This is a genomic window from Litoreibacter meonggei (genome assembly GCF_003663885.1).
Lineage (GTDB): Bacteria > Pseudomonadota > Alphaproteobacteria > Rhodobacterales > Rhodobacteraceae > Litoreibacter > Litoreibacter meonggei.
In genome coordinates, this window is record NZ_RCCE01000005.1 from 167301 (window position 1) to 187452 (window position 20152).

The 20152-nt window shown below is 57.1% G+C and carries 19 protein-coding genes, 1 pseudogene and 1 riboswitch; of the genes and pseudogenes, 7 read left to right on the plus strand and 13 right to left on the minus strand.

Translation table 11 applies throughout. The features are described from left to right. Window positions 1–9 precede the first annotated feature (9 nt). Window positions 10–1056, plus strand: a complete 1047-nt coding sequence (locus BCF46_RS14835; RefSeq protein ID WP_121025923.1) for an ornithine cyclodeaminase — start codon at window positions 10–12, stop codon at window positions 1054–1056. Window positions 1057–1100: 44 nt separating this feature from the next. Beyond that, window positions 1101–1247, plus strand: a riboswitch (FMN riboswitch). Window positions 1248–1322: 75 nt separating this feature from the next. Next, entirely contained in the window at window positions 1323–1757 is a 435-nt protein-coding gene (locus tag BCF46_RS14840) for a 6,7-dimethyl-8-ribityllumazine synthase (protein ID WP_121025926.1), read from the plus strand. A gap of 134 nt (window positions 1758–1891) precedes the next feature. On the opposite strand, the gene BCF46_RS14845 is transcribed toward BCF46_RS14840, so the two are convergent. Continuing rightward, complete coding sequence (locus BCF46_RS14845) at window positions 1892–2656, minus strand: SDR family oxidoreductase (RefSeq protein ID WP_121025929.1); 765 nt, start codon at window positions 2654–2656, stop codon at window positions 1892–1894. Between the two features lie 58 nt (window positions 2657–2714). On the opposite strand from BCF46_RS14845, the gene kce reads away from it, so the two are divergent. Next, complete coding sequence (kce, locus tag BCF46_RS14850) at window positions 2715–3638, plus strand: 3,5-dioxohexanoate:acetyl-CoA acetone transferase (RefSeq protein WP_121025932.1); 924 nt, start codon at window positions 2715–2717, stop codon at window positions 3636–3638. On the opposite strand, the gene BCF46_RS14855 is transcribed toward kce, so the two are convergent. From BCF46_RS14855 to BCF46_RS14865, 3 genes are all read right to left on the minus strand, one after another. After that, window positions 3635–4834 carry an NAD(P)/FAD-dependent oxidoreductase gene (locus BCF46_RS14855; RefSeq protein ID WP_121025935.1) on the minus strand — a complete coding sequence of 400 codons (1200 nt, stop codon included), beginning with the start codon at window positions 4832–4834 and terminating at the stop codon, window positions 3635–3637. The genes kce and BCF46_RS14855 overlap by 4 nt on opposite strands. Before the next feature lie 70 nt (window positions 4835–4904). Continuing rightward, window positions 4905–5297: a Cu(I)-responsive transcriptional regulator gene (cueR, locus tag BCF46_RS14860; RefSeq protein WP_121025938.1), complete on the minus strand. Its 393-nt coding sequence runs from the start codon at window positions 5295–5297 to the stop codon at window positions 4905–4907. Next, a complete protein-coding gene (locus BCF46_RS14865; protein ID WP_121025941.1) occupies window positions 5294–7738 on the minus strand; it encodes a heavy metal translocating P-type ATPase in 2445 nt (814 codons plus the stop codon). Before BCF46_RS14865 ends, cueR begins: the two co-directional genes overlap by 4 nt. Window positions 7739–7926: 188 nt before the next feature. Here BCF46_RS14865 and msrB point away from each other — a divergent pair, with 188 nt between their 5' ends. Next, entirely contained in the window at window positions 7927–8373 is a 447-nt protein-coding gene (gene msrB, locus BCF46_RS14870; RefSeq protein WP_121025946.1) for a peptide-methionine (R)-S-oxide reductase MsrB, read from the plus strand. Beyond that, window positions 8370–8876, plus strand: coding sequence for a peptide-methionine (S)-S-oxide reductase MsrA (gene msrA / locus BCF46_RS14875; RefSeq protein ID WP_121025949.1), 507 nt, complete (start codon window positions 8370–8372; stop codon window positions 8874–8876). The genes msrB and msrA overlap by 4 nt, the downstream gene beginning before the upstream one ends. A gap of 261 nt (window positions 8877–9137) precedes the next feature. On the opposite strand, the gene BCF46_RS14880 is transcribed toward msrA, so the two are convergent. From BCF46_RS14880 to BCF46_RS14905, 6 genes are all read right to left on the minus strand, one after another. Beyond that, window positions 9138–9467 (minus strand): arsenate reductase family protein, encoded by a 330-nt coding sequence (locus BCF46_RS14880; protein ID WP_121026591.1) that lies wholly within the window; start codon window positions 9465–9467, stop codon window positions 9138–9140. A gap of 467 nt (window positions 9468–9934) precedes the next feature. After that, on the minus strand, window positions 9935–11098 hold the full coding sequence (locus BCF46_RS14885) for a mandelate racemase/muconate lactonizing enzyme family protein (RefSeq protein ID WP_121025952.1): 1164 nt from the start codon (window positions 11096–11098) through the stop codon (window positions 9935–9937). Further along, window positions 11095–12390: an aldehyde dehydrogenase family protein gene (locus BCF46_RS14890; RefSeq protein WP_121025954.1), complete on the minus strand. Its 1296-nt coding sequence runs from the start codon at window positions 12388–12390 to the stop codon at window positions 11095–11097. Before BCF46_RS14890 ends, BCF46_RS14885 begins: the two co-directional genes overlap by 4 nt. 596 nt (window positions 12391–12986) lie before the next feature. Beyond that, the gene (locus BCF46_RS14895; protein WP_121025957.1) at window positions 12987–14108 is read right to left on the minus strand and encodes an ABC transporter permease; all 1122 of its coding nucleotides are present in this window, start codon (window positions 14106–14108) and stop codon (window positions 12987–12989) included. After that, window positions 14105–15319 carry an ABC transporter permease gene (locus BCF46_RS14900; protein WP_170157948.1) on the minus strand — a complete coding sequence of 405 codons (1215 nt, stop codon included), beginning with the start codon at window positions 15317–15319 and terminating at the stop codon, window positions 14105–14107. The genes BCF46_RS14895 and BCF46_RS14900 overlap by 4 nt, the downstream gene beginning before the upstream one ends. A gap of 4 nt (window positions 15320–15323) precedes the next feature. Beyond that, entirely contained in the window at window positions 15324–16322 is a 999-nt protein-coding gene (locus BCF46_RS14905; protein WP_121025963.1) for an HlyD family secretion protein, read from the minus strand. A 179-nt stretch (window positions 16323–16501) separates the two neighbouring features. Between BCF46_RS14905 and BCF46_RS14910 the strand changes: the two genes are divergently transcribed. Next, complete coding sequence (locus BCF46_RS14910; protein ID WP_121025966.1) at window positions 16502–17164, plus strand: TetR/AcrR family transcriptional regulator; 663 nt, start codon at window positions 16502–16504, stop codon at window positions 17162–17164. 298 nt (window positions 17165–17462) lie between these two features. Here BCF46_RS14910 and BCF46_RS14915 read toward each other — a convergent pair. Further along, a pseudogene (locus tag BCF46_RS14915) lies at window positions 17463–17935 on the minus strand (tyrosine-type recombinase/integrase). On the opposite strand from BCF46_RS14915, the gene BCF46_RS19960 reads away from it, so the two are divergent. After that, window positions 17834–18175 (plus strand): hypothetical protein, encoded by a 342-nt coding sequence (locus BCF46_RS19960; RefSeq protein ID WP_245990197.1) that lies wholly within the window; start codon window positions 17834–17836, stop codon window positions 18173–18175. The pseudogene BCF46_RS14915 and the gene BCF46_RS19960 sit on opposite strands and share 102 nt — an antisense overlap. A gap of 218 nt (window positions 18176–18393) precedes the next feature. Here the strand turns inward: BCF46_RS19960 and BCF46_RS14920 are convergent, their stop codons facing one another. Next, window positions 18394–18816: a GlcG/HbpS family heme-binding protein gene (locus tag BCF46_RS14920; RefSeq protein WP_121025969.1), complete on the minus strand. Its 423-nt coding sequence runs from the start codon at window positions 18814–18816 to the stop codon at window positions 18394–18396. Next, the gene (gene guaD / locus BCF46_RS14925) at window positions 18813–20114 is read right to left on the minus strand and encodes a guanine deaminase (RefSeq protein ID WP_121025972.1); all 1302 of its coding nucleotides are present in this window, start codon (window positions 20112–20114) and stop codon (window positions 18813–18815) included. The genes BCF46_RS14920 and guaD overlap by 4 nt, the downstream gene beginning before the upstream one ends. Between the last annotated feature and the right edge of the window lie 38 nt (window positions 20115–20152).

Below are 20152 nucleotides of genomic sequence, written 5' to 3' on the forward strand. Positions count from 1 at the left end.
GGAAACACTATGACAACGCCTTCAAAACTCGCCCTCGTCCCGTTCGTATCGGTCGACAACATGATGAAGCTGGTCAACAAAATCGGCCCCGCCAAGATGATCGCGGAGATCGCGGTTTACATCGAAGCCGACTTCAAGCGCTGGGAACTGTTCGACAAAACGCCACGTGTGGCCGCCCATTCCGACGAAGGCGTGATCGAGTTGATGCCAACCTCGGATGGTGAGACCTACGGGTTCAAATACGTCAACGGCCACCCCGCTAACATGGCGCGCGGGTTCCAAACCGTGACGGCTTTCGGCGTGCTGGCGCGGGTGGATAACGGCTATCCGGTGCTGCTATCGGAAATGACAATCCTGACGGCCCTGCGCACAGCCGCAACCTCGGCCTTGGTAGCAAAGTACCTTGCCCCCAAAGGCTCCAAGGTCATGGCGATGATCGGCAACGGCGCACAGTGCGAATTCCAAGCGCTGGCGTTCCAAACAGTCGTCGGCATTGACACCGTGCGCCTGTACGACATTGACCCAGAGGCCACCGCGAAGGCCGCCAAGAACCTCGCCACCACCGGCCTGAACGTGATCTCCTGCACATCGCCGGAAGAAGCCGTCGCAGGTGCGCAGATCATCACGACCTGCACCGCTGACAAGCAATGCGCCACGATCCTGACCGACAACATGGTCGGCAGCGGCGTCCACATCAATGCCATCGGCGGTGACTGCCCCGGCAAGACGGAGCTGCACCGCGACATTCTCCTGCGCTCCGACATCTTCGTGGAATACCCGCCGCAGACGCGCATCGAGGGCGAGATCCAGCAACTGGAGCCAGACCATGCGGTGACGGAGCTATGGCGCGTGATGACAGGCCAAGCCGAAGGCCGCCGCGACGCGCAGCAAATCACACTTTTCGACAGCGTAGGCTTCGCGACCGAGGATTTCTCCGCTCTGCGCTACATTCGTGACCAACTGGCCAACCATGGCACCTTTATCGAGCTGGACATGCTGGCCGACCCCGACGATCCGCGCGATTTGTTCGGCATGGTCGCACGTGCCGCTTCGTAAGACGCATTTGCGCTTGCACCCTGAAGGACGGCCCTCCATCTTGGGGCTGTTCTCAGGGCGGGGCGGAATTCCCCACCGGCGGTAAACGGTTCACTCCGTAAGCCCGCGAGCGCCTTTGCTTTGGCAAAGGGTCAGCAGATCAGGTGCAACTCCTGAGCCGACGGTCATAGTCCGGATGAAAGAGAACGAGCATATGGTCCCCTCTCGGGGTCTGTCTGCCCGTGATCGCCTTGGGTGACGTGTCTGTTGCAGAAGGAGAGATCATTATGACACCCACCCGATACGCGTTCGTTAAAGCTAACTGGCACTCGGATATTGTAGACCGAGCACTGGAAGGTTTCTGCGAATTAATACCCGCGTCCCAAGTCGATGTGTTCGACGTACCAGGCGCGTTCGAGATGCCCCTGCTGGCCCGCGATCTGGCGTCGACCGGAAGCTACGCCGCCGTGGCCTGCGCCGCTTTGGTTGTGGACGGAGGCATCTACCGCCACGATTTCGTGGCTCAAGCGGTCGTTGACGGGTTGATGCGGGCCGGCATGGATACCGGCGTACCGGTCCTGTCAGTGTCCCTGACCCCGCATCATTTCCAAGAAACCGAACATCACATGGCCATCTACCGCGACCACTTCGTCATCAAGGGCCGAGAGGCCGGGCAGGCCGCGCTGATGACAGGCAAAACGCGTGCAGCGCTGGCGGCTTAAGGCGGAAAGTTGCATCCGGGAGGACGTCACTTCCTCCACGGTTCGCAATGACCGGCGAGACGGGATACTTTACTCGGATGCCTCTCCATCCTCGACCACGCTGGCGGGCATTGCAACGAGGAGTTCGCCAAGACCTAAGCCAATTTCTGCGTGTCCCCGCAGACCGAAATCGCTTGCCCTGAAATGGTCCTTCCCCGATGCGAGGCAAGGAACAGGCACTGGTCGGCGATTTGCTGCGGGGTCACGTAGTCCTTAATGGAAACGTGGGAAAACGCCTCTGCTTCGGTGGCTTCATAAGACTGCCCAAGACGTTGCGCCTTGGCCTCCAAAACGCGGCGCTGGCGGTCGCCTGCGACCAAGCCCGGCAGGATCGCGTTTGCGCGGATGCCGTGGGGGCCAAGCTCCAGCGCCAGTGACTTGGTGAAGCCGATCACACCCCATTTCGCCGCCGCGTAGGGCGAGCGCAGTGCGAAGCCAACACGCCCCGCCAGCGACGACAGGTTGATGATCGAGCCATTGGCACTGGCTTTCAACGCCTCAACCGCGCAGCGTGTTGTGTTGAATTGCGAGGTCAGGCAGATGGTCAGCGTGTCGTCCCAGCCGTCCGGCGGGATGTCCTCCACCGCGCCTGTCGGGCCCGCGATGCCTGCATTGTTCACAAGACAATCCAGCCCGCCCATGTCGTCTATTGCTTGCGCCATGAAGCGCCCGACCGCGTCCCGGTCGGACACATCGACTTGCGCCGTGGACATACCTTTGACCCCCGCCAAAGCCTCCACGTCTATGTCACACACCGTCACCACCGCACCCTCGTCGCGGAAGCCTTCCGCGATCGCACGGCCAATCCCACTAGCCCCTGCGGTGACAATCACGCGGTGACCTGTCAAACCCAAATCCATAGTGACCCCTTCCCTGAAACTCGATCCTCAGACAGTATCAGCGAAAAGGAGACCCGCAATGCCCGATCCCGTCATCGTCACCGCCGCCATCACAGGTGCCATCCACACACCGACCATGTCAGACGCCCTGCCCGTCACACCAGAACAGATTGTGGACGCTGCCGTTGGTGCCGCAGAGGCAGGTGCGGCCATCGTCCACCTGCACGCCCGCAATCCCGAAAACGGCGCACCCGACCAAAGCGCGGAGGCGTTCGAGCCGATCCTTGGCGCGATCAAGGCGCGGTCGGACGTGGTCATCAACATCACCACCGGCGGCGCGCCGACGATGAGTGTAGCCGAGCGCGTGCTACCCGCGCAGCATTGGCAGCCGGAGCTGGCGTCACTCAACATGGGGTCGATGAATTTCGGGCTGTTCGGGATGCTTGGGCGCTTCCCTGACCTGAAGCATCAGTGGGAGGCGGATTACTTGGGCAACCGCGACATCATCTTCCGCAACACCTTCCAAGACATCGGCTTCGTCCTGGACACCCTACGCGACAGCGGCACGCGGTTCGAGTTCGAATGCTACGACACCGCGCATCTCTATAACCTTGCCCATTTTCGCGATGCGGGCAAAGTCGAAGGCCCGCTGCTAATCCAGACCGTGTTTGGCCTACTGGGCGGCATCGGGGCGCATCCCGATGATGTGGCGCATATGAAACGCACGGCGGATCGGTTGTTTGGCGATGACTACGTCTGGTCCGTGCTGGGCGCAGGGCGGCACCAGATGCCGCTGGCAGCAATGTCGGCGGCGCAAGAGGGTAATGTCAGGGTCGGTTTGGAGGATTCGCTTTGGCTGGAGAAGGGCGTCATGGCCCCGTCCAGCGCTGCACAGGTCGCCCGCGCGAAGGAAATTGTCGAAGGCGTGGGCCGTCGCCTCGCCACACCGGATGAGGCACGGGCAAGGCTGGCGCTAAAAGGCGGTGACAAGACCGCGTTCTAGATCACTGCCCGTTCGACGAAGCTTTCCTGCGCCAAAATCCGCTCCACCCCGAAGGGCGACAGATCCAGAGAGCGGTATTCGCCATAGGTGATCCACTCTGCCACGCCGCGCCCGATGGCGGGGCTTTGCTGAAGGCCGTGGCCAGAGAAGCCGTTGACGAACAGGAAGTTCCCCAACTCGGGCGACGGACCGACAATCGCGTTCTGATCGAAGGCGTTGTAGGCGTAATGCCCGACCCACGAGTTCACCAGCTTGACCGACTCGAAGGCAGGCACGCGAGTGGCAACGGCGGGCCAGACCTTGTTCTCCCAAATTGAATGATCCTCAACGAAGTCGTCATAGGCCACGGCAGGATCGTCGTCCGGCGGGGAGCCCGCCATGTAGTATTTCCCGTCGCTGCGCATATGCACGCCGGACGGGTCGATGGTCAGCGGCAGGTCGCGATCCAGCGGGGTTTTCGCATCAAAAATGAACGTGTAGCGCTTGCGCGGTTCGACCGGAATATCCAGCCCCGCCATCTGCGCCGTAAGCGCCGCGCGTGGGCCGGAGCAATTCACCACCGTGCCACAAGTGATGACCTCTCCCGACGCCAGCGTGACACTTTCAATCTTGTCACCCGCACTGTTGCGGGTGATGGCACACACCTCGTTATGAACGTATTCCGCCCCCTGCGCACGGGCCTTGCGCTTCCACCAGTCAAAGATGGTGCCGCCGTCGAAATAGCCCTCGTTAATCAGGTTGTGATTGCCGCCGATGATATCGTCCAGGTTGTAGAACGGATAGGCCGCCTTGATCTCATCGGCCGTCATATACTTGGTGCCAGCGCCAAGGCGCTGTTGGATCTGCTGGCTTTCGCGAAGGGTCTGCGCGAAGGCGTCGTTATCCGCCAAATACATATATCCAAAGCTCTGCAACACGATATCAGGCGCGTCGTCGTCCTGCATGAAGTCCTTGAAGCCGTGGATAAACTCGGTTCCAAACTGGGAAATTTTGATGTTCACCTCCGCCGAGAACTGCTGCCTGATGCAGCTGTTCGTGTGCGAGGTCGAGGCAAACTCGTAGGTCGGGTCACGTTCCACCACCAAGATGGAGCCGCCGAAATCAGGGGTGCGTGACAGCCACCACGCGACCGAGGAGCCATACATCGCCCCGCCGATAATCACCACGTCGTAACTTGCCTTTGACGGTGCCTGCATGAGCCTGTCCTCCTCCCCTGCAATTCGGGCATCAGACATATCGCAAAGCGATTTGGCAATAGCTTGTGAACTACCCGCGCGGCTTGCTTAATCCCGTCAGGATCGGGCAGTCGGGCCGCCCGTCACCGGCACAATCGCGCACCAACCCCGCCAGCGTGTCACGCATGGATTTGAGGTCGGCGATTTTGCGGTCGATTTCGTCCAGATGCTCCCCCGCGATTTGCTTCACGTCGGCGCTAGCGCGGGAGCTGTCCTCCCAAAGCGCCAGCAACGCGCGGCAGTCTTCGATGGTAAACCCAAGCGCCCGCGCACGGCTGAGAAAAGTCAGCTTGTGCAGGTCCGCCTCGCTGAACGCGCGGTAGCCGTTGGCGTCACGGGCGGGGCGTATCAGCTTGATGTCCTCATAATAGCGTATGGTTTTCGCGGGCAATCCGGACCGCGCGGCAACTTCACCGATGTTCATTCACCTACCCCCATTCGCCGCAATCTGAGTGCGTTGCTGACCACAAACACGCTCGATAATGCCATCGCACCAGCCGCGAGCATGGGAGATAGAAGTATGCCCCATATCGGGTACAAAACGCCTGCTGCGACGGGGATCAGAGCCGTATTGTAAGCGAAAGCCCAAAACAGGTTCTGGCGGATATTGCCCATGGTTTTGCTGCTGATATCAACAGCCCGTAGAACGCCCGACAATTCCCCCGACATCAACACCACATCTGCGGTCTCTATCGCCACATCCGTTCCGGTTCCCACCGCAACACCAACATTGGCAGCAGCGAGCGCCGGCGCGTCGTTGATGCCATCCCCAACAAAAGCGAGCATTCCGCCGGCTTTCAGGTCTGTCACAGCGTCGGCCTTGCCGTCTGGCATGACACCGGCAACAACCGTTTCGATCCCCAGTTTCCGTGCCACGGCATTCGCCGTGTGGACGGTATCGCCTGTAATCATGGCAACCTGTACATCGCGTTGGGCAAGGTTAGACACCAAATCCGCCGCTTCGGGTTTGATCGGGTCCGCAACGGCAATGACGCCTGCAATCGCCCCGTCGATCGCTACGAAAATCGGGGTTTTGGCCTCGCTTGCCCACCGCTCTGCAAGGTTAGCGAAGTGGTTCAACGCAATACTCTCGCGGTCCATCAACCTGTCAGCACCGATAAGTACGTCCTTAGCATCAACCTGTGCCCTTAGTCCCAAACCGGTGATCGAGACGAACTTGGATGCGGTCGGGATAGTCAGACCGCGCGCGTTCGCCTCACGTACGATAGCGACGGAAATCGGATGTTCCGACAACGCCTCGACCGCCGCCACACTTGCCAGAACCGCGCCCTCGTCATGCCCATCCGCTACGGCAATATCCGTCAACTCCGGCCGACCCATCGTCAACGTACCCGTTTTGTCAAAAGCGATGGTTTTAACCTGTGACAGGGTCTGCAACGCCGATCCCTTGCGGAACAGAACGCCCAACTCCGCGGCGCGCCCGGTGCCGACCATGACCGAGGTTGGCGTCGCCAATCCCATCGCACACGGGCAGGCGACAATGAGAACGGACACGCCCGCGACAAGAGCGTGGCCAAGCGTAGGACCAAAGATCAGCCAGACCAGCACGGTGACGCCAGCTGCAAGCAAGACAGCGGGCACGAACCACCGCACGACCTGATCCACGACGGCCTGTATGGGCAGCTTGGCACCCTGCGCCTGTTCAACCATACGCACAATTCCCGCCAGAACCGTATCGCCGCCAACGGCGGTGGCCCTGACTTCCAGGGCACCAGTTCCGTTGACCGTGCCACCGATGACGGCATCCCCTGCATGGTGATCGACTGGAACGGGTTCGCCCGTCACCATGCTTTCATCCACGAAAGAGCGGCCTTCGACAATCTCGCCATCGACCGCAATCCGCGCGCCGGGGCGCACCAAAACCACGTCGCCCTCAACGATCTCGGTGAAAGAAACTTCCTGCCAATCCCCACCGCGTCGCACATCGGCAACCGAGGGCTGCAAGCCCAATAGCGATTTTATCGCCGAGCCTGTTTGCGCCTTCGCGCGCGCTTCAAGCCAGCGGCCAAACAGGATCAATGTCACGATCACCGCTGCCGCCTCAAAATACACGGCTCGGCTTCCCGCAGGCAGCAACATTGGCGCAAACAAAGCGACCGAAGAGAATAGCCAAGCCGCCGATGTGCCAAGAGCTACGAGGGCATTCATTTCCGGCGCGCCGCGCAGCAATGCCGGAAATCCTTCGCGCAAAAACCGCCGCCCGGGCCAAAGTAATACGATGGTTGCGAGAACCCATTGCAGCATCCAGCTGGTCTGTTGACCTATGGTCTGCGCAACCAGATTAGCCATGCCGGGGATGAAATGCCCCCCCATCTCAATGACGAACACCGGTAGGGTCAGAGCCGCCGCGATCAACGTATCACGCCGCAACGTATCCACCTCGGCCTCGCGTTTGTGGCCCACGGTCGGGGCGGGGCCTTGCACATCAAGCGGCGTTGCCGGGTAGCCTGCTTGTGTGATGGCACTGGCAATATCATCTGGCGAAAGCGCCTCTTTCAGCCATGTCACTGAGGCCGTCGACGTGGCCAGGTTGACTGATGCTTCGACAACACCCGCCAAGGCCGAAACGCCGCGCTCCGCCCGACCCACACAAGATGCGCAGGATAAGCCCTCTACGGAAAATCTCGCGCTTTGTGTAACCGCTGGGTAGCCTGCGGTTTGCAACGCGGTCACAAGAGATGTCGCCTCAATATCGCGCGCGTCAACATTGGCGCGGGAGGTTGCCAAGTTCACGCTTGCCGAGACGACGCCGGGCAAGGCCTGCAAGGCGCGCTCCGCACGCCCGACGCAAGACGCGCAGGACAGGCCTTCGATCTGGAAATTTAATACGCTGGAGTTTGCCATGATCGACGCCTCGGATGAGCTTCATTCTCCCCCCATATAGGGGTTCCATCTACTGGAAGGTCAAGCTTTCTGTGCTCTATTTTAAACTCACAAAATCGTGCTTGGATCCTCTGGCAACTAGGAGTTGGAAAAACAGGGGCAGAGCACCTATTTTACACTCACGACATACCAACGAGAGGATCCGCGCCATGAAATACGCCAAAACAGACGAAGCGCTGGCAAAGCTGAGCCCCGAGCAGTTTCGGGTAACGCAGGAAAGCGGCACGGAGCGCGCCTTCACGGGTGAATTGACCGACAATAAGGCCCCGGGCATTTATGTGGACATCGTCTCGGGCGAGCCGCTGTTTGCGTCGTCTGATAAGTTTGAGTCCGGTTGTGGATGGCCCAGCTTCACCAAGCCCATCGTCACAGATCACGTGACCGAACACCGTGACGCATCGTTCGGGATGACCCGCACCGAAGTACGGTCCACGCATGGTGACAGCCATTTGGGCCATGTCTTCCCTGACGGCCCCGCCGATCGCGGTGGTCTGCGCTACTGTATCAACTCCGCCAGCCTACGGTTCATCCACCGCGACGAGATGGATGCGGAAGGCTACGGCGAATTCTTGGATCAAGTGGAGGAAATCGAATGACTGAACGCGCTGTTCTTGCCGGTGGCTGCTTTTGGGGCATGCAGGATCTAATCCGTAAGATGCCTGGTGTGGTGTCAACACGCGTAGGATATACTGGCGGCGACGTGGAGAATGCGACCTACCGCAACCACGGCACCCACGCCGAAGGGATCGAAATCACCTTTGATCCCGACGCAACAAGCTACCGCAAGTTGTTGGAATTCTTCTTCCAGATTCACGACCCAAGCACACCAAACCAACAAGGCAATGATCGCGGAATGTCTTACCGTTCTGCGATTTACTATTTGGATGAAGCCCAGAAAGAGGTGGCGCTGGACACGATAGCCGATGTTGATGCGTCCGGCCTCTGGCCCGCCAAGGTGGTCACCGAAGTCGAACCCGTGGGCGACTTCTGGGAGGCCGAGCCGGAGCATCAAGACTATCTGGAGCGTATTCCAAACGGCTACACCTGCCACTTCGTGCGCCCCGACTGGGTACTGCCAAGGCGCGCCGCAGCCGAATAGTCACTCCCCGCTCCCGCGTTTGCGCGGGGGTGGGTCGCGGTTTCACCCACGACACCCCGTCAGAACAGTTTGAATAATTTCGTTCGGTCAGCTGAAGCCGTCTGGACGTCACATGCAGAATACGAAAAATGGTCTTCAAACGAAGACCCATCGCAGTATTGTCTCAGACGTTGTCTAATCGGTTCGTTGGGTAGGTAACGCCTTGGTTTGAACGTCACCATGTTTGACGATCCGGTTCGTCTTGTGTTTGAATGTGGTGCCTCAGCCTGCAAGCAAAGCGTCTTGAACGGCGTCATCCCAGCCTAGATACAACCTATCTTTATCGCGTATGACTGGACGGGCCATGACCTTCGGGCGGGCGGATATCTGCGCCTCTGCCTCCGAATTTTTTAACCAGTCGTTAAGCGCGCGGTAGTCATTGGATGTGCGATCCACCAGCCGATCCCCAAATTCTACAATCAACTCGGCCAATTCGGCCTCACTCAAAGGATCAGCCCGAACATCGCGAAAGCTGACCTCCTTGCCCTCTGCCTCCAACGCCTTGCGCGCCCGTTGACAAATTGCACAAGTGCTCAATCCATAGATCATCATGTCGCAATCTCCTTCAGCGATGATCGCTGTAATCTCACGCATCGCCCTGTCCAACGCAACCATATTGAATTCTAGGCCAAAATTCGCTATCCGTATGTATGGAAACCATTCCTCTTGCATTTTATGCGGTCATTTGCGGATTGCTAAGTCTCGCCGCACCTAGCTTCGGCGGCGTACTGCCGCGTGTAGCGATCGGCGCAATCGTAGGCGCAAGTTCTGCGGCTGTTTTGCCAAGCCTCATCGCATTAATGTACTGAAACGCAGCTCAAAGACCCGTTACTGAAGATGAGGCCTCAAACACCGGTATCAATCAGGTGTATTGGAGATATTTGCGCTCTGTCGGGTTATAAGTGCTGCCTAAAGAGAGACCAATAACGCCGGAAAACACACTGCAATTCGGGTATCCTGACTGATGAGTGGATAGTTAACGTCAGTCACGATGACAGTTCATCAACAGAAACCCGATCTCACTCAATTTCGTAATGCGCAATAAATTCGCGATCGGGTTCCACGCCCAGACCGGGGCCGCTCGGGATCGCAACGAAGCCATCCTTCGCTTTCACCTGACCTTGAATATCAAGCGGCTCCTTTAGCAAATTGTCTCGGAACTTGTTGTCGGTGGTATCAAACTCCAACATCGGCTCCCATGGGTGCAAACCACCCGGCAAGGCGGGCATTGCGGCCAAGAGTTGAAGGTTTGTTGCGACAGCAATTGCGGAGCCCCAGACGTGGTTTATCACAGGTGTGAAATGCGCATGGCAAAGGGCCAGAACGCGAAGATATTCCGAAATGCCCCCCAGGGCGCAAACCTCTGGCTGAGCAATATCGAGGCCACGGTTTTCCAGAATTTGACGCCAGCCCCAGCGATTGAACTCGGCCTCACCGCCGGAGATATTAACTCTGAGGCCCGCTCGCAATTCGCGATATCCGTCGTGATCTTCCGGGGCGACGGGTTCTTCGAACCAGTAAGCGCCTAGGTCATCCAAAGCGCGACCCACATAAAATGCGTCTGACGTTGTGTAGCAGTGGTTTGCATCGACCATAAACCGTGCGTCCCCCGCGCCAGCCGCAACGGCTTCGCACAACCTGACGTCTTCGCGCGGGCCGAGGCCGACTTTCATTTTGGTGGCCGTGAAGCCCATTCCGGTGATCGCAGCAGCCTCATCCTTGAACCGAGCGACATGGTCATCGACGCTTTCGCGCTTCAGCATCATGCCGTAGCCATAGGCCCGAACCTCCGTGCGATGCGCCCCGCCGATCAGCTTGTGCACCGGCAATCCCGCAACCTTCCCGGCAATGTCCCACAGCGCGATATCGACGCCAGACAACGACTGCATGGGCATACCTTTCTGGCCGTGATCGCGCAGCAAGTTATAGACCTTGTGCCAGATCACATCGCGGTCGAGCGGGTCATCGCCAAGGATCATCGGCTGGATGACCTTTTCGACAATGCCTTTGTTGGCCAATGCGACATTCCCCGGCCCGAAACATTCGCCCCAGCCCGTGATGCCTTCATCCGTCTCCACCTCGACCAGATGGGCGGTACGTTTGGAGTAATATTGCTGGGAGTATCCCAGCTCTTCTGGCAAATCATATCCCAGCACGTGGCTTGTGATGCGGGTAATTTTCATGCGTTGACGCCTCCAAATCCAGTTGTATCGAGCGCGCGAGTGATCCGTTTGACCACCAGATAGTCATGAAGAGCAAGCGACGAGCAATCATGCCCGATCCCCGACTGTCCAATACCACCATGCGGCAGGTCAATGTCGTATTTCACGCCGTTTATCTGAATTTCACCGTAGCGCAGCGCGGCCGCGTAATATTCTGCCTTCGACAAGTCACGGGTGAAAATATAGGCGGTAAGCCCGCCTTCTTCGCAGTCATTGGCCATTTCAATCAGGCGCTCTTCGCGATCGAACGGTATGAGGCTGACGATCGGGCCAAAGGTTTCTTGCTGGTAGACATCCATCGTTTCGCGCACATCGCCCAAGACCGTGGGTGCAAGGTAGTGGCCAGCGTTCAGGTCCGTCGGTCTGTCGCCGCCAGCCAGCAGCTCTGCCCCCTCTTCCACCGCTGTATCAATCAGGCCTTTCAGTCGCGTCCAAGCGCGGCCATCGATCACCGGGCCGGTCTGAATATCTGCGTCTTTGTCGAACCCTACCTTTGCGGCCTTCGCGCGGTCTACGACCTTTTTCGTAAACGCCTCACGAACGGCTTCCGCCACGAAGACCCGATTGGGGGAGACGCAAATCTGACCGGCGTTACTGAATTTGACGCCTGTGACAACGTCCGCCGCCAAGTCGAGGTCGGCATCCTCAAACACCAGTACCGGCGCGTTGCCGCCCAGTTCCATCGAATAGCGCTTAATCGAGGTCGCCCCTGTGCGCATGATGTGTTGTCCCGTTTTGTTCGACCCGATCAGCGTGATCACCTGCGGGATGGTGGATGCGGTCAAGGCATCGGCGACGTCATAGCTTTCCGTAGCGAGGATTTGCACAACGCCTTTTGGCAGGCCGATTTTTTCGCACAATGCGCCGATAGCGTAGGCCGAAACCGGTGTTGCGTCAGAGGGGCGGATGATAAGCGGGCAACCGGCCGCCATGGCAGGTCCGAGTTTGAAGGCAAGGTTTAGCAAAGGGAAGTTCCACGCCAGAAACGCCAATGCGACGCCTGCGGGTTCATAAACCATGCGGTGCGTGTGCGTGCCTGCGCGGTCGACGAGTCCTGTATCATGGAACCGTGCAATTTCCTCGGCGTAGAAGTTTAACGACGCAACGACGCGGTCCCAGTCTTCTTCGGTTTGCGCCCACGGTTTGCCCATCTCGTGATGCACACAGGTTCGCAGCCAGACTTCATTTGCAACCACCTCGTCACGCAGTTTGTACATCCAGCTTTGGCGCTCGGCGACCCACTCTAAGGCCATATCACATTGATTTTAAAAACTACATTGCCTCCCTAATAGAGCAGCACCCCCAACTACACCCCCAAAATGAATTCCAAGACTGCGTACAGATACCAACGAAAACTAGTTTCAAACGAAAAATGTACGTCTATTTCACGCGATCAAAGGGAATTCCCGCGAGATGTTTAAGCCCATTAATATCCATACGATCATACTAGTGTTTGAACGAACAAATCTTCGGTCTTGGAACGAAACGCATGACATTTGCAACAACTCGGCCGAGCCAAGGTGATATGGCTGGTGCATATTTCCGGTGCGAAATGTTGGGCTGTTCTTAGGTGCTAGGGCAGGGTCCTCGATACGCGCCGCGCCGCAACAACCTACACTAAGGGCGGAGAGCTGCCGTTCGCTGCAAGTGCTCGGATCATACTTCTGTAAGGCGAAAGCAGCCGGTCATTGACCAAAGTAACAGGCTATTCTCGCTGCAAAAGGCACTTAACGAAACATCCAGAACTGAAATTTTTGCAGTTCAAAGAGCCTACCATGGTCGCATAATTCTGAAACAGAGCGCGGTCGGATCGACCTATGCTCTCATTCTTTCGTCTGGCAATCAGCTGCTATCGCCTATTGCGGGGCAGTCGCGAAAGGGCGACTGCCAATGTCGAATAGACGACCACGAGAACTATCTGCGTTTGAATTGCACCGGCAACATCCCGCGCCGATGCGCCCATCTGATCTACCGCGACAAAGGCGGAAATGGCCGTCGATGATGGAACAAGCAGCGATAGAGTCCGCAGATGGTCAGGTATCATTTCGACTGGCCAAGAGATGCCCGAAAGAAAGAACAGTGGCATCCCGATCACCACAAGTAAGAACACAACCCCTTCGCGCCAGGGAATGGCCATCGCGATGGCAAATCCCATTGCGATACAGGCACAGATAAATGGCACGGAGATCAACAGCAGCGTGGCCAGGTCGCCAGTGCGCGGAATACTGTAGAGATAGGGGATCAATATCTGCGTGAATGCAACCCAGACCATATACAGGGCAAAGTAGGCAGTAATCGTGGCCCACAAACGCTCGCCCGTTGGTGGCCTGCGCCCCGCATGCAGCAGTCCGATCCCCATCAATAACGTCTGCTGCAAGATCAGGACAAAAGCCGCCGGAATAACATAGCTGGCATAGCCGCCCTGTGGATTGAAAACGGCCACATTGGTTACAGCTACAGGCGATAGCATCGTTCGCGCCACGCCATCATCGACGCCCAGTGCGGTGAGACGCGCATAATTTACCTGCGCCCCCATTGTCCCTGCAACCGTGGCGACGGCCCGCATTACATTGGAGTAGATCAATAGATAGCTACCGTCACTATAGGCGGCCACGGGCGCGGGACGGCTGGCAAGGATGTCAGCCTCGAAGCCCGCCGGAATAACGAAGATCCCGTAGACATCGCGCCGGAAAAAGGCATTCCGTGCAGTTTCCATATCCGGCGCGGACATGGTCACATCGACTAAGTCTGTCACGTCAATTTCACGCACAAGGGTCCGACTGGCGGTCGAGTTGTCTTGATCGATCACTACCACAGGAACATCGCGCAGCACCTCGCCCACATAAGGTTGCGGGTAAAGAACGCTGTAAATCAGAATGCCAACGATCATCGTAGACTTAGCACTGTCGTCGGCAAAGAGCGTCCCAATGACCCCGAATACCTCGACAAGGAAATGGCGCAGCTTTCTCATGGCTTACTCTCTTGAGTCTTGACGGTAGCGTTTTCAGAAACCGGTATTTGGGCCATTGTCTTGCGCGTCATGACCCACAACAGGGCTGAGAAAACCAAAAGCTGGGCGAAAAGCCACCCCATTGTCGGCAGAGAATACTCTAAGGGCGCCCCACGCAGGGTCTGATCTGTCCGCAATTGCAGGTATGGGGTCAGCGGTATGATCGCACCCCAAATTTGGGAAAAGAGCGTCATCCCGAAACGGGGAAAGCTAACACCAGCAAACCCGAAAGACGGTGCCACGATTAGCCCCATCATCCCAAGGGCACCCGTCGTGTCCTTGGCAATCAGGGCGATAAGCGCACCCATGGCCTGACACGTTAGGACAAACATGAAACCATTGAGGAAAAACACAAAGACGTTGCCACGAAAACTGGCATCAAAGACGTTAAACAACAACACATCCCCAAGCAGCAAAACGAACGTGCCCACGAAGGTGTAGGGGAGCAGCTTTCCCAATATTGCGCGGGTTGGCGATAGTGCAATGCGCTGAAGGCGTGGCATGCCGTTTGGGGAATGGTGATCGCGTGAAAACGAGAGAACCGCAGTGGCACAGATGAAAATCTGCAAGACTGTTGGCATGATCGCCGTAAGCAGAAACTGGATGTAATCGAGTGAGGGGTTGAACAACGGGCTTTGCTGTACGGGAATTGGCGTGATCAAATCCATCGCCCGATCGGAATCGACCCCTTGGGCCTCAAGCAAACGCAACGACACACCCGCTGAAAAGGTCGAAACTGTCGCACTTAGGCTGCGCCCGACAATGCCACCTGCCGTCAAGAACTGGCTGTTGGAAAACACCACAACTTCGGGCCCTTGCCCCAACAAGATATCATGTTCCAGACCAGCGGGGATCAATAACACCGCATAGGCACGCTGTGCCACGAGCGCCTGTCGCGCCTCGCTAAGCGATGCAAGCTGCTCGACAACCTCAACATCAGCTGCCGCGTCGGCCATTCGCACGATCTGGCGCGACACCGTCGAACCATCAAGATCAACAACAGCCACGGGAAGATCGCGCGGCAAACCCGGCGCAAAAATCACTGCCAGCATAAGAAACAGGATCAGTGGCAGCGGCACCAACATAAAGGCAAGCGAAGGCCGCGCCGCAATCTGGCGCAACTCGCGACGCCAAATCCGTCGAAAACCGGGGGGAAGATGCGAGGGGGTCACAGGATCATTGACCGCTACGCACTGTAGAGGGCCAATCCACCAAAACGCTCATCCCGGGGCGTAATCCCGCGACTGCCACAACAGGGTCAGCTCGCAGAGAAAAAGTCCGCAAATCAAAGTCCCCCGTCGCTTTGGTGGCGCGCCAATTGGCATAACTGCCTTGGACATTTATCGATGTGATCGTCGCATCAATCAGGGCGGCATCATCGCCCAAAGCAGGAATATGGACTTTCAAGGGCTGGCCAACCTCCAGCCCCTCCAAAAAGTCTTCGCGCAAGTTAAATGTGAACCATGCGTGGTCCACATCCACGATGGAAATCAGGGGTGCACCTGCACTAAACAGCTTGCCCAATTCTGCAGTACGTGTCGTCACCTCACCGTCGATGGGGGATGCCACGATCATTTCATCCACGCTGGCTGTGGTCTGCAAAACGGATGCTTCAGCTTGCCTTACTTGGGCATCAGCCACGGCTTTTTGTTCGGGGCTTGCGCCATTACGCGCCTGATCAAGGCTGGCCTGCGCTGCAGCTTGGGCTTGAATTGCAGCAGTCAGGTTGTTGGCCGCCTGATCAAGCGATGCCTGCGACACAACCGAGTCGCCTTGCAGTTGGTTTACTCGGTCGAAGTTGCTTTGCGCCAGCGTAACGCTTGAACGCGCCGATTCTAACTGGGCTTCAGCGGCGGCAATCGTTTCTGGGCGGGTGGAGTAAGTAAGGTCGCGGTTGGCCCGCGCAACGTCAAGCGCCGCGCGTGCTGCGGCAAGTTGCGCATCCAGTATCGCGCTTTCCATCCGTACAACAACATCTTCGGCGACGACACGGTCCCCGATATTGACGGGCGTTTCAGAAACACGCGCCGAAATCATCGCAGACAAATCTATGCGTGTCGCTTCTACTTCGCCTTGCACAAGGTAGGTCGCGGGTTGGCTCAGTGTCCAAACCAGATAACCTGCCGCCGCAGCAACGGCGATCACTGAGACAGCCACGGTTTTGTTCAGTTTCATCGGGTATCCTTGACGTCGGTTTTATTTGGAAAATCTCAGTTTTCTAAATTTATTATCGACACTATGTCAATATCGAAATCCGTCATTCAAGACTTCGTGATGCGCGTGTGGAGGAGGCATTGCGCTTCGCTCTTGATTTATGAAAATTTCCGTTTTTATAAAGCGAGTGAGGAGCGGCGATGACAGAACAGAAAACGACCGAAGTAAAGCGGCCTCGCGGTCGTCCCTCTCTGCGTACGGAGCAGGAAACGCGCGCACTCTTGATCAAGGCGGCGGCCGAAGTGTTCCTTAGCGAAGGATATGCAGGAACCAGTATTGAAGCCGTCGCCCGTAGGGCGGGCATGTCGACCAGAACGATCTATAGAACGGTTTCAAACAAGGCGAGCTTGTTTCGATTGGTCGCAGACGACGCTATCGAGACAGGCATTGCGCATCTCGATACGCCTTCAAACGTGACAACAGTTGAAGGCGCTGTTTTGGCACTGGCGCGTGCTTATTCCCACCTCGTTCTAAGTAATGGGGGCGTTTTGAATGCGCGAGCCGTGTTTGCAGAACAATCGCAATTCCCGGAGTTCCGCGATAACTACCTATCTTCGATCGACACAGTGGCAGAGGCATTTGACCGCCGTTTCATCGCGATCCTTTTTGACTGCACGTTTCCGGATGATGTTAATCTCTACGAAGCGGCAACCCTGCTGCGCAGCATGATTAACGGCGCGCAAAGGGAAGCCGTACTCAACCCTAGTTATGATGGCACGGCCTCTGCTATATTTGATTGGTCCGACAAATGTACGAACTTCGCCATAAAGGCGATGCGATTTTCGAAAGCGGCGGGCAATTAGGTTTCCTACGAAAAGAAAATCTGGTGGCAGTCGAGATTGAACATACGCATTTTTTTCGTCGCGATCTGGCCCCTTCCTACACTGCAATTGACAAGTGGCTTACCCTTTCGAACTCGTATTCTTCGCCAAACTTTAACCGTTCGAGTGTCGACCAGATTGACGTGCTACGCGTTCTGTAAATTCGCGCCGTCACCGACGTCATAGTCGTGGCGAACGTCGGGAAAGCGGATTGCAGCCGTAGCATTTCGATGTTGCGCCAATGTCGGCTAAGGGCCGCCCTTACGAGCGGCCCGTTTTGTCAAACTTCTATCGCCTCGGAGATCGCTGATGCATCTTCGAGCTCAACCCCTAGATATCTGACCGTACTGTCCATTTTAGTATGTCCCGGTAACAGCTGAACAGCGCGCAGGTTGCCTGTCTTTTTGTAGATCTGCGTTACCTTGGTCCGGCGCATTGAGTGGGTACCATAAGCTGTTGCCTCAAGGCCAATCGATGTGACCCAATCCCGAACGACCCGCGCATACTGGCGTGTCGAAATATGGAGGCGCTCATGAAAGCGGTCGGGCCAAAGGAATTCCGGACCGACCATGAGAGGGTCTTCCATCCATTTGCAACAGACGCAGGTGTGCTTTCTGAAATCTCGAACCTGACTGGTTTCTGCGTCTTACTTTGCAACACAGAAGCACGTTCTTTGATCTGCCCGGACGCCATCACATCCACAACCTGCATGCGGCAAAGATCGCAGCCTCGCAGTTTGCTATCGATGGCCATGTTGAAAAGCGCGAGATCGCGATGGTTTTCGGCAAGCTCAAGTCGAACCCTGATCGCCCAGACATGCTTGGGCTTGAGCGGGCGTTTCTGCCCAACGATACATCCTTTGTTCCAAGCGGAGCGAAGTGCGCGAATGGCAGCAACGGCCAAACAACAGACATTCGCGGCAAACTGAATATCGCCGATCCTACGAATCAGATTGATTTCTTAGAGCACGACGACGCAACCATCGAAAATTAGAAATGAAGCGCGCTTGAAGCTGTAGCGGTTGGCATTGTGTGCGGGGTTTCAACGATCCGTTCATCTTCAAAGAACTGGTCAACCATCATCAAAGTGATTGGCGAGGTCCAAACCGATTATTCTCGCCAATCATTGAGACGCCAAGCGTCGTTGAAGATAGGTACCAATTTCTATCTTGATCAAATCGATGCATTCGGACTTCTTGCGGATTGCAAGCCTCATACATGTTTGTGAAAGGCTTCAATGCCTGCCTGCGCGACGGCCATGTCTTGATCCGGAGTGCCTGAACTTACCCCGATACCCCCGACAGCCTTGCCATCCACAAGAACTGGGTAGCCGCCGCCGACAACCATCAATCGCCCGCCAATGGCAGACGCGATCCCGTATGCGGGTGCGCCCGGTTGGCTGGCGATCCCGTATTCATGCGTCGCTTTCTTCGCGCCTGCTGCGGTAAACGCCTTGTCGATTGCAATGGTCGTTGACGTCACTTTGCCGCCGTCCATCCTACAAAATGCCATCAATTGGCCGGCCTCATCGGTGACGGCAATACACATTGGTACGCCTAAGGCGTTTGCCTTTGCGACCGCTCCGCCGATGAGAATGTCGGCATCCGAGATATCTAGTCGGGTCACTGAGATCATGTGGTTTCCTTTTTTTGCGGCACACCTGAGACGTAGGTTTGCGCGATTGCGCGGTCATCGCCCATCATCTGGACGACGAACAATTCATCCGACAGGCTTTCGGCGCGCTCCATGCGTACATCCATTGCAGCAGTGGCACGCGCGTTGATAACGACGATATCGGCTTCTGTCCCTGCATCAAGTGTGCCGATCTTATTGGCCATCCCCAACACTTCTGCGTTGCCCCGGGTGATCCAGTGAAAGGCGCGCAGCGTGTGCAGTTTCTGATCTTGAAGTTGCAGGATTTTGTAACCCTCGTTCAGTGTTTGAAGCATGGAATAGCTGGTCCCCGCGCCGATATCCGTGGCGATTCCGTTCTGGATGCTGCGCGCGCGCAGGCCTGCGTCATCAAACAACCCGCTGCCAAGAAACAGGTTGGATGTGGGGCAGAACACCGGATGGGCACCGGTCTCGGCCATCGCGCCGATTTCGCGGTCCTTGAGGTGAATGGCATGTCCCAACAATGTGCGCGGACCAAGCAGCCCGTTGCTTTCGTAGACATCGAGGTAGTCGAGCGCCTGCGGATAGAGCGTGGCCGTATAGGCAATCTCGTCATGGTTTTCGGACAGGTGGGTCTGGATGTAGCACCCGGGATGCTCGGCTGCCAAAGCGCCCGACATTTCGAGCTGCTCAGGGGTCGAGGTGATCGCGAAGCGCGGCGTGATCGCATAAGCAGCGCGGCCCGTGCCGTGCCACCGTTCAATTAACGCTTTGCTGTCGTCATAGCCCGATTGTGCGGTGTCCAACACGGCGTCGGGGGCATTGCGGTCCATCATGGTTTTGCCGGCAATCATCCGCATATTGCGATCATCGGCTTCCGAGAACAGCGCCTCGGCGGATGCGGCATGAACCGAACAGAACGCCACAGCCGTCGTTGTGCCATGATCCGTCAGAAGATTGCAGAACCGCCCCGCCATGGCGCGGGCGTGTTGGGCGTTGGCGTATTCTGCCTCAGCCGGAAAGGTGTAACCGTTAAGCCAGTCCAGCAGCTGGCTGCCCCAACTGGCGACGATCTGAACCTGGGGGAAATGGATATGCGTGTCGATGAACCCTGCCATCAGCAAATAGGGACGATGGTCAATGAGTGTCGCATCACCTGCGCCGGCTGCAACGCTTTCATAATCGCCCGAGGCTACGATCAGACCATCACGCATCAACACACCACCGTCTTCGATGTAGCTATAGGCGTCCGTGTCCTCAGGGCCAGCGGGTTCTTGATGAAACGTCAAAACGCGACCACGCAGAAGTGTGTCAGTCATTGGAAAACTACTTATTATTGGGGGTGATAAGCGAGGCA

Bases quoted from the DNA above. Each gene is read 5' to 3' on its own strand.
- BCF46_RS14840 (WP_121025926.1), top strand. From the start codon at position 1,323: ATGACACCCACCCGATACGCGTTCGTTAAAGCTAACTGGCACTCGGAT.
- BCF46_RS14835 (WP_121025923.1), top strand. From the start codon at position 10: ATGACAACGCCTTCAAAACTCGCCCTCGTCCCGTTCGTATCGGTCGAC.
- BCF46_RS14890 (WP_121025954.1), bottom strand. From the start codon at position 12,390: ATGGCCTTAGAGTGGGTCGCCGAGCGCCAAAGCTGGATGTACAAACTG.
- msrB (WP_121025946.1), top strand. From the start codon at position 7,927: ATGAAATACGCCAAAACAGACGAAGCGCTGGCAAAGCTGAGCCCCGAG.
- BCF46_RS14910 (WP_121025966.1), top strand. From the start codon at position 16,502: ATGACAGAACAGAAAACGACCGAAGTAAAGCGGCCTCGCGGTCGTCCC.
- cueR (WP_121025938.1), bottom strand. From the start codon at position 5,297: ATGAACATCGGTGAAGTTGCCGCGCGGTCCGGATTGCCCGCGAAAACC.
- guaD (WP_121025972.1), bottom strand. From the start codon at position 20,114: ATGACTGACACACTTCTGCGTGGTCGCGTTTTGACGTTTCATCAAGAA.
- BCF46_RS14845 (WP_121025929.1), bottom strand. From the start codon at position 2,656: ATGGATTTGGGTTTGACAGGTCACCGCGTGATTGTCACCGCAGGGGCT.
- kce (WP_121025932.1), top strand. From the start codon at position 2,715: ATGCCCGATCCCGTCATCGTCACCGCCGCCATCACAGGTGCCATCCAC.
- BCF46_RS14855 (WP_121025935.1), bottom strand. From the start codon at position 4,834: ATGCAGGCACCGTCAAAGGCAAGTTACGACGTGGTGATTATCGGCGGG.
- BCF46_RS14880 (WP_121026591.1), bottom strand. From the start codon at position 9,467: ATGATGATCTATGGATTGAGCACTTGTGCAATTTGTCAACGGGCGCGC.
- BCF46_RS14905 (WP_121025963.1), bottom strand. From the start codon at position 16,322: ATGAAACTGAACAAAACCGTGGCTGTCTCAGTGATCGCCGTTGCTGCG.
- BCF46_RS14865 (WP_121025941.1), bottom strand. From the start codon at position 7,738: ATGGCAAACTCCAGCGTATTAAATTTCCAGATCGAAGGCCTGTCCTGC.
- msrA (WP_121025949.1), top strand. From the start codon at position 8,370: ATGACTGAACGCGCTGTTCTTGCCGGTGGCTGCTTTTGGGGCATGCAG.
- BCF46_RS14920 (WP_121025969.1), bottom strand. From the start codon at position 18,816: ATGATCTCAGTGACCCGACTAGATATCTCGGATGCCGACATTCTCATC.
- BCF46_RS14885 (WP_121025952.1), bottom strand. From the start codon at position 11,098: ATGAAAATTACCCGCATCACAAGCCACGTGCTGGGATATGATTTGCCA.
- BCF46_RS14895 (WP_121025957.1), bottom strand. From the start codon at position 14,108: ATGAGAAAGCTGCGCCATTTCCTTGTCGAGGTATTCGGGGTCATTGGG.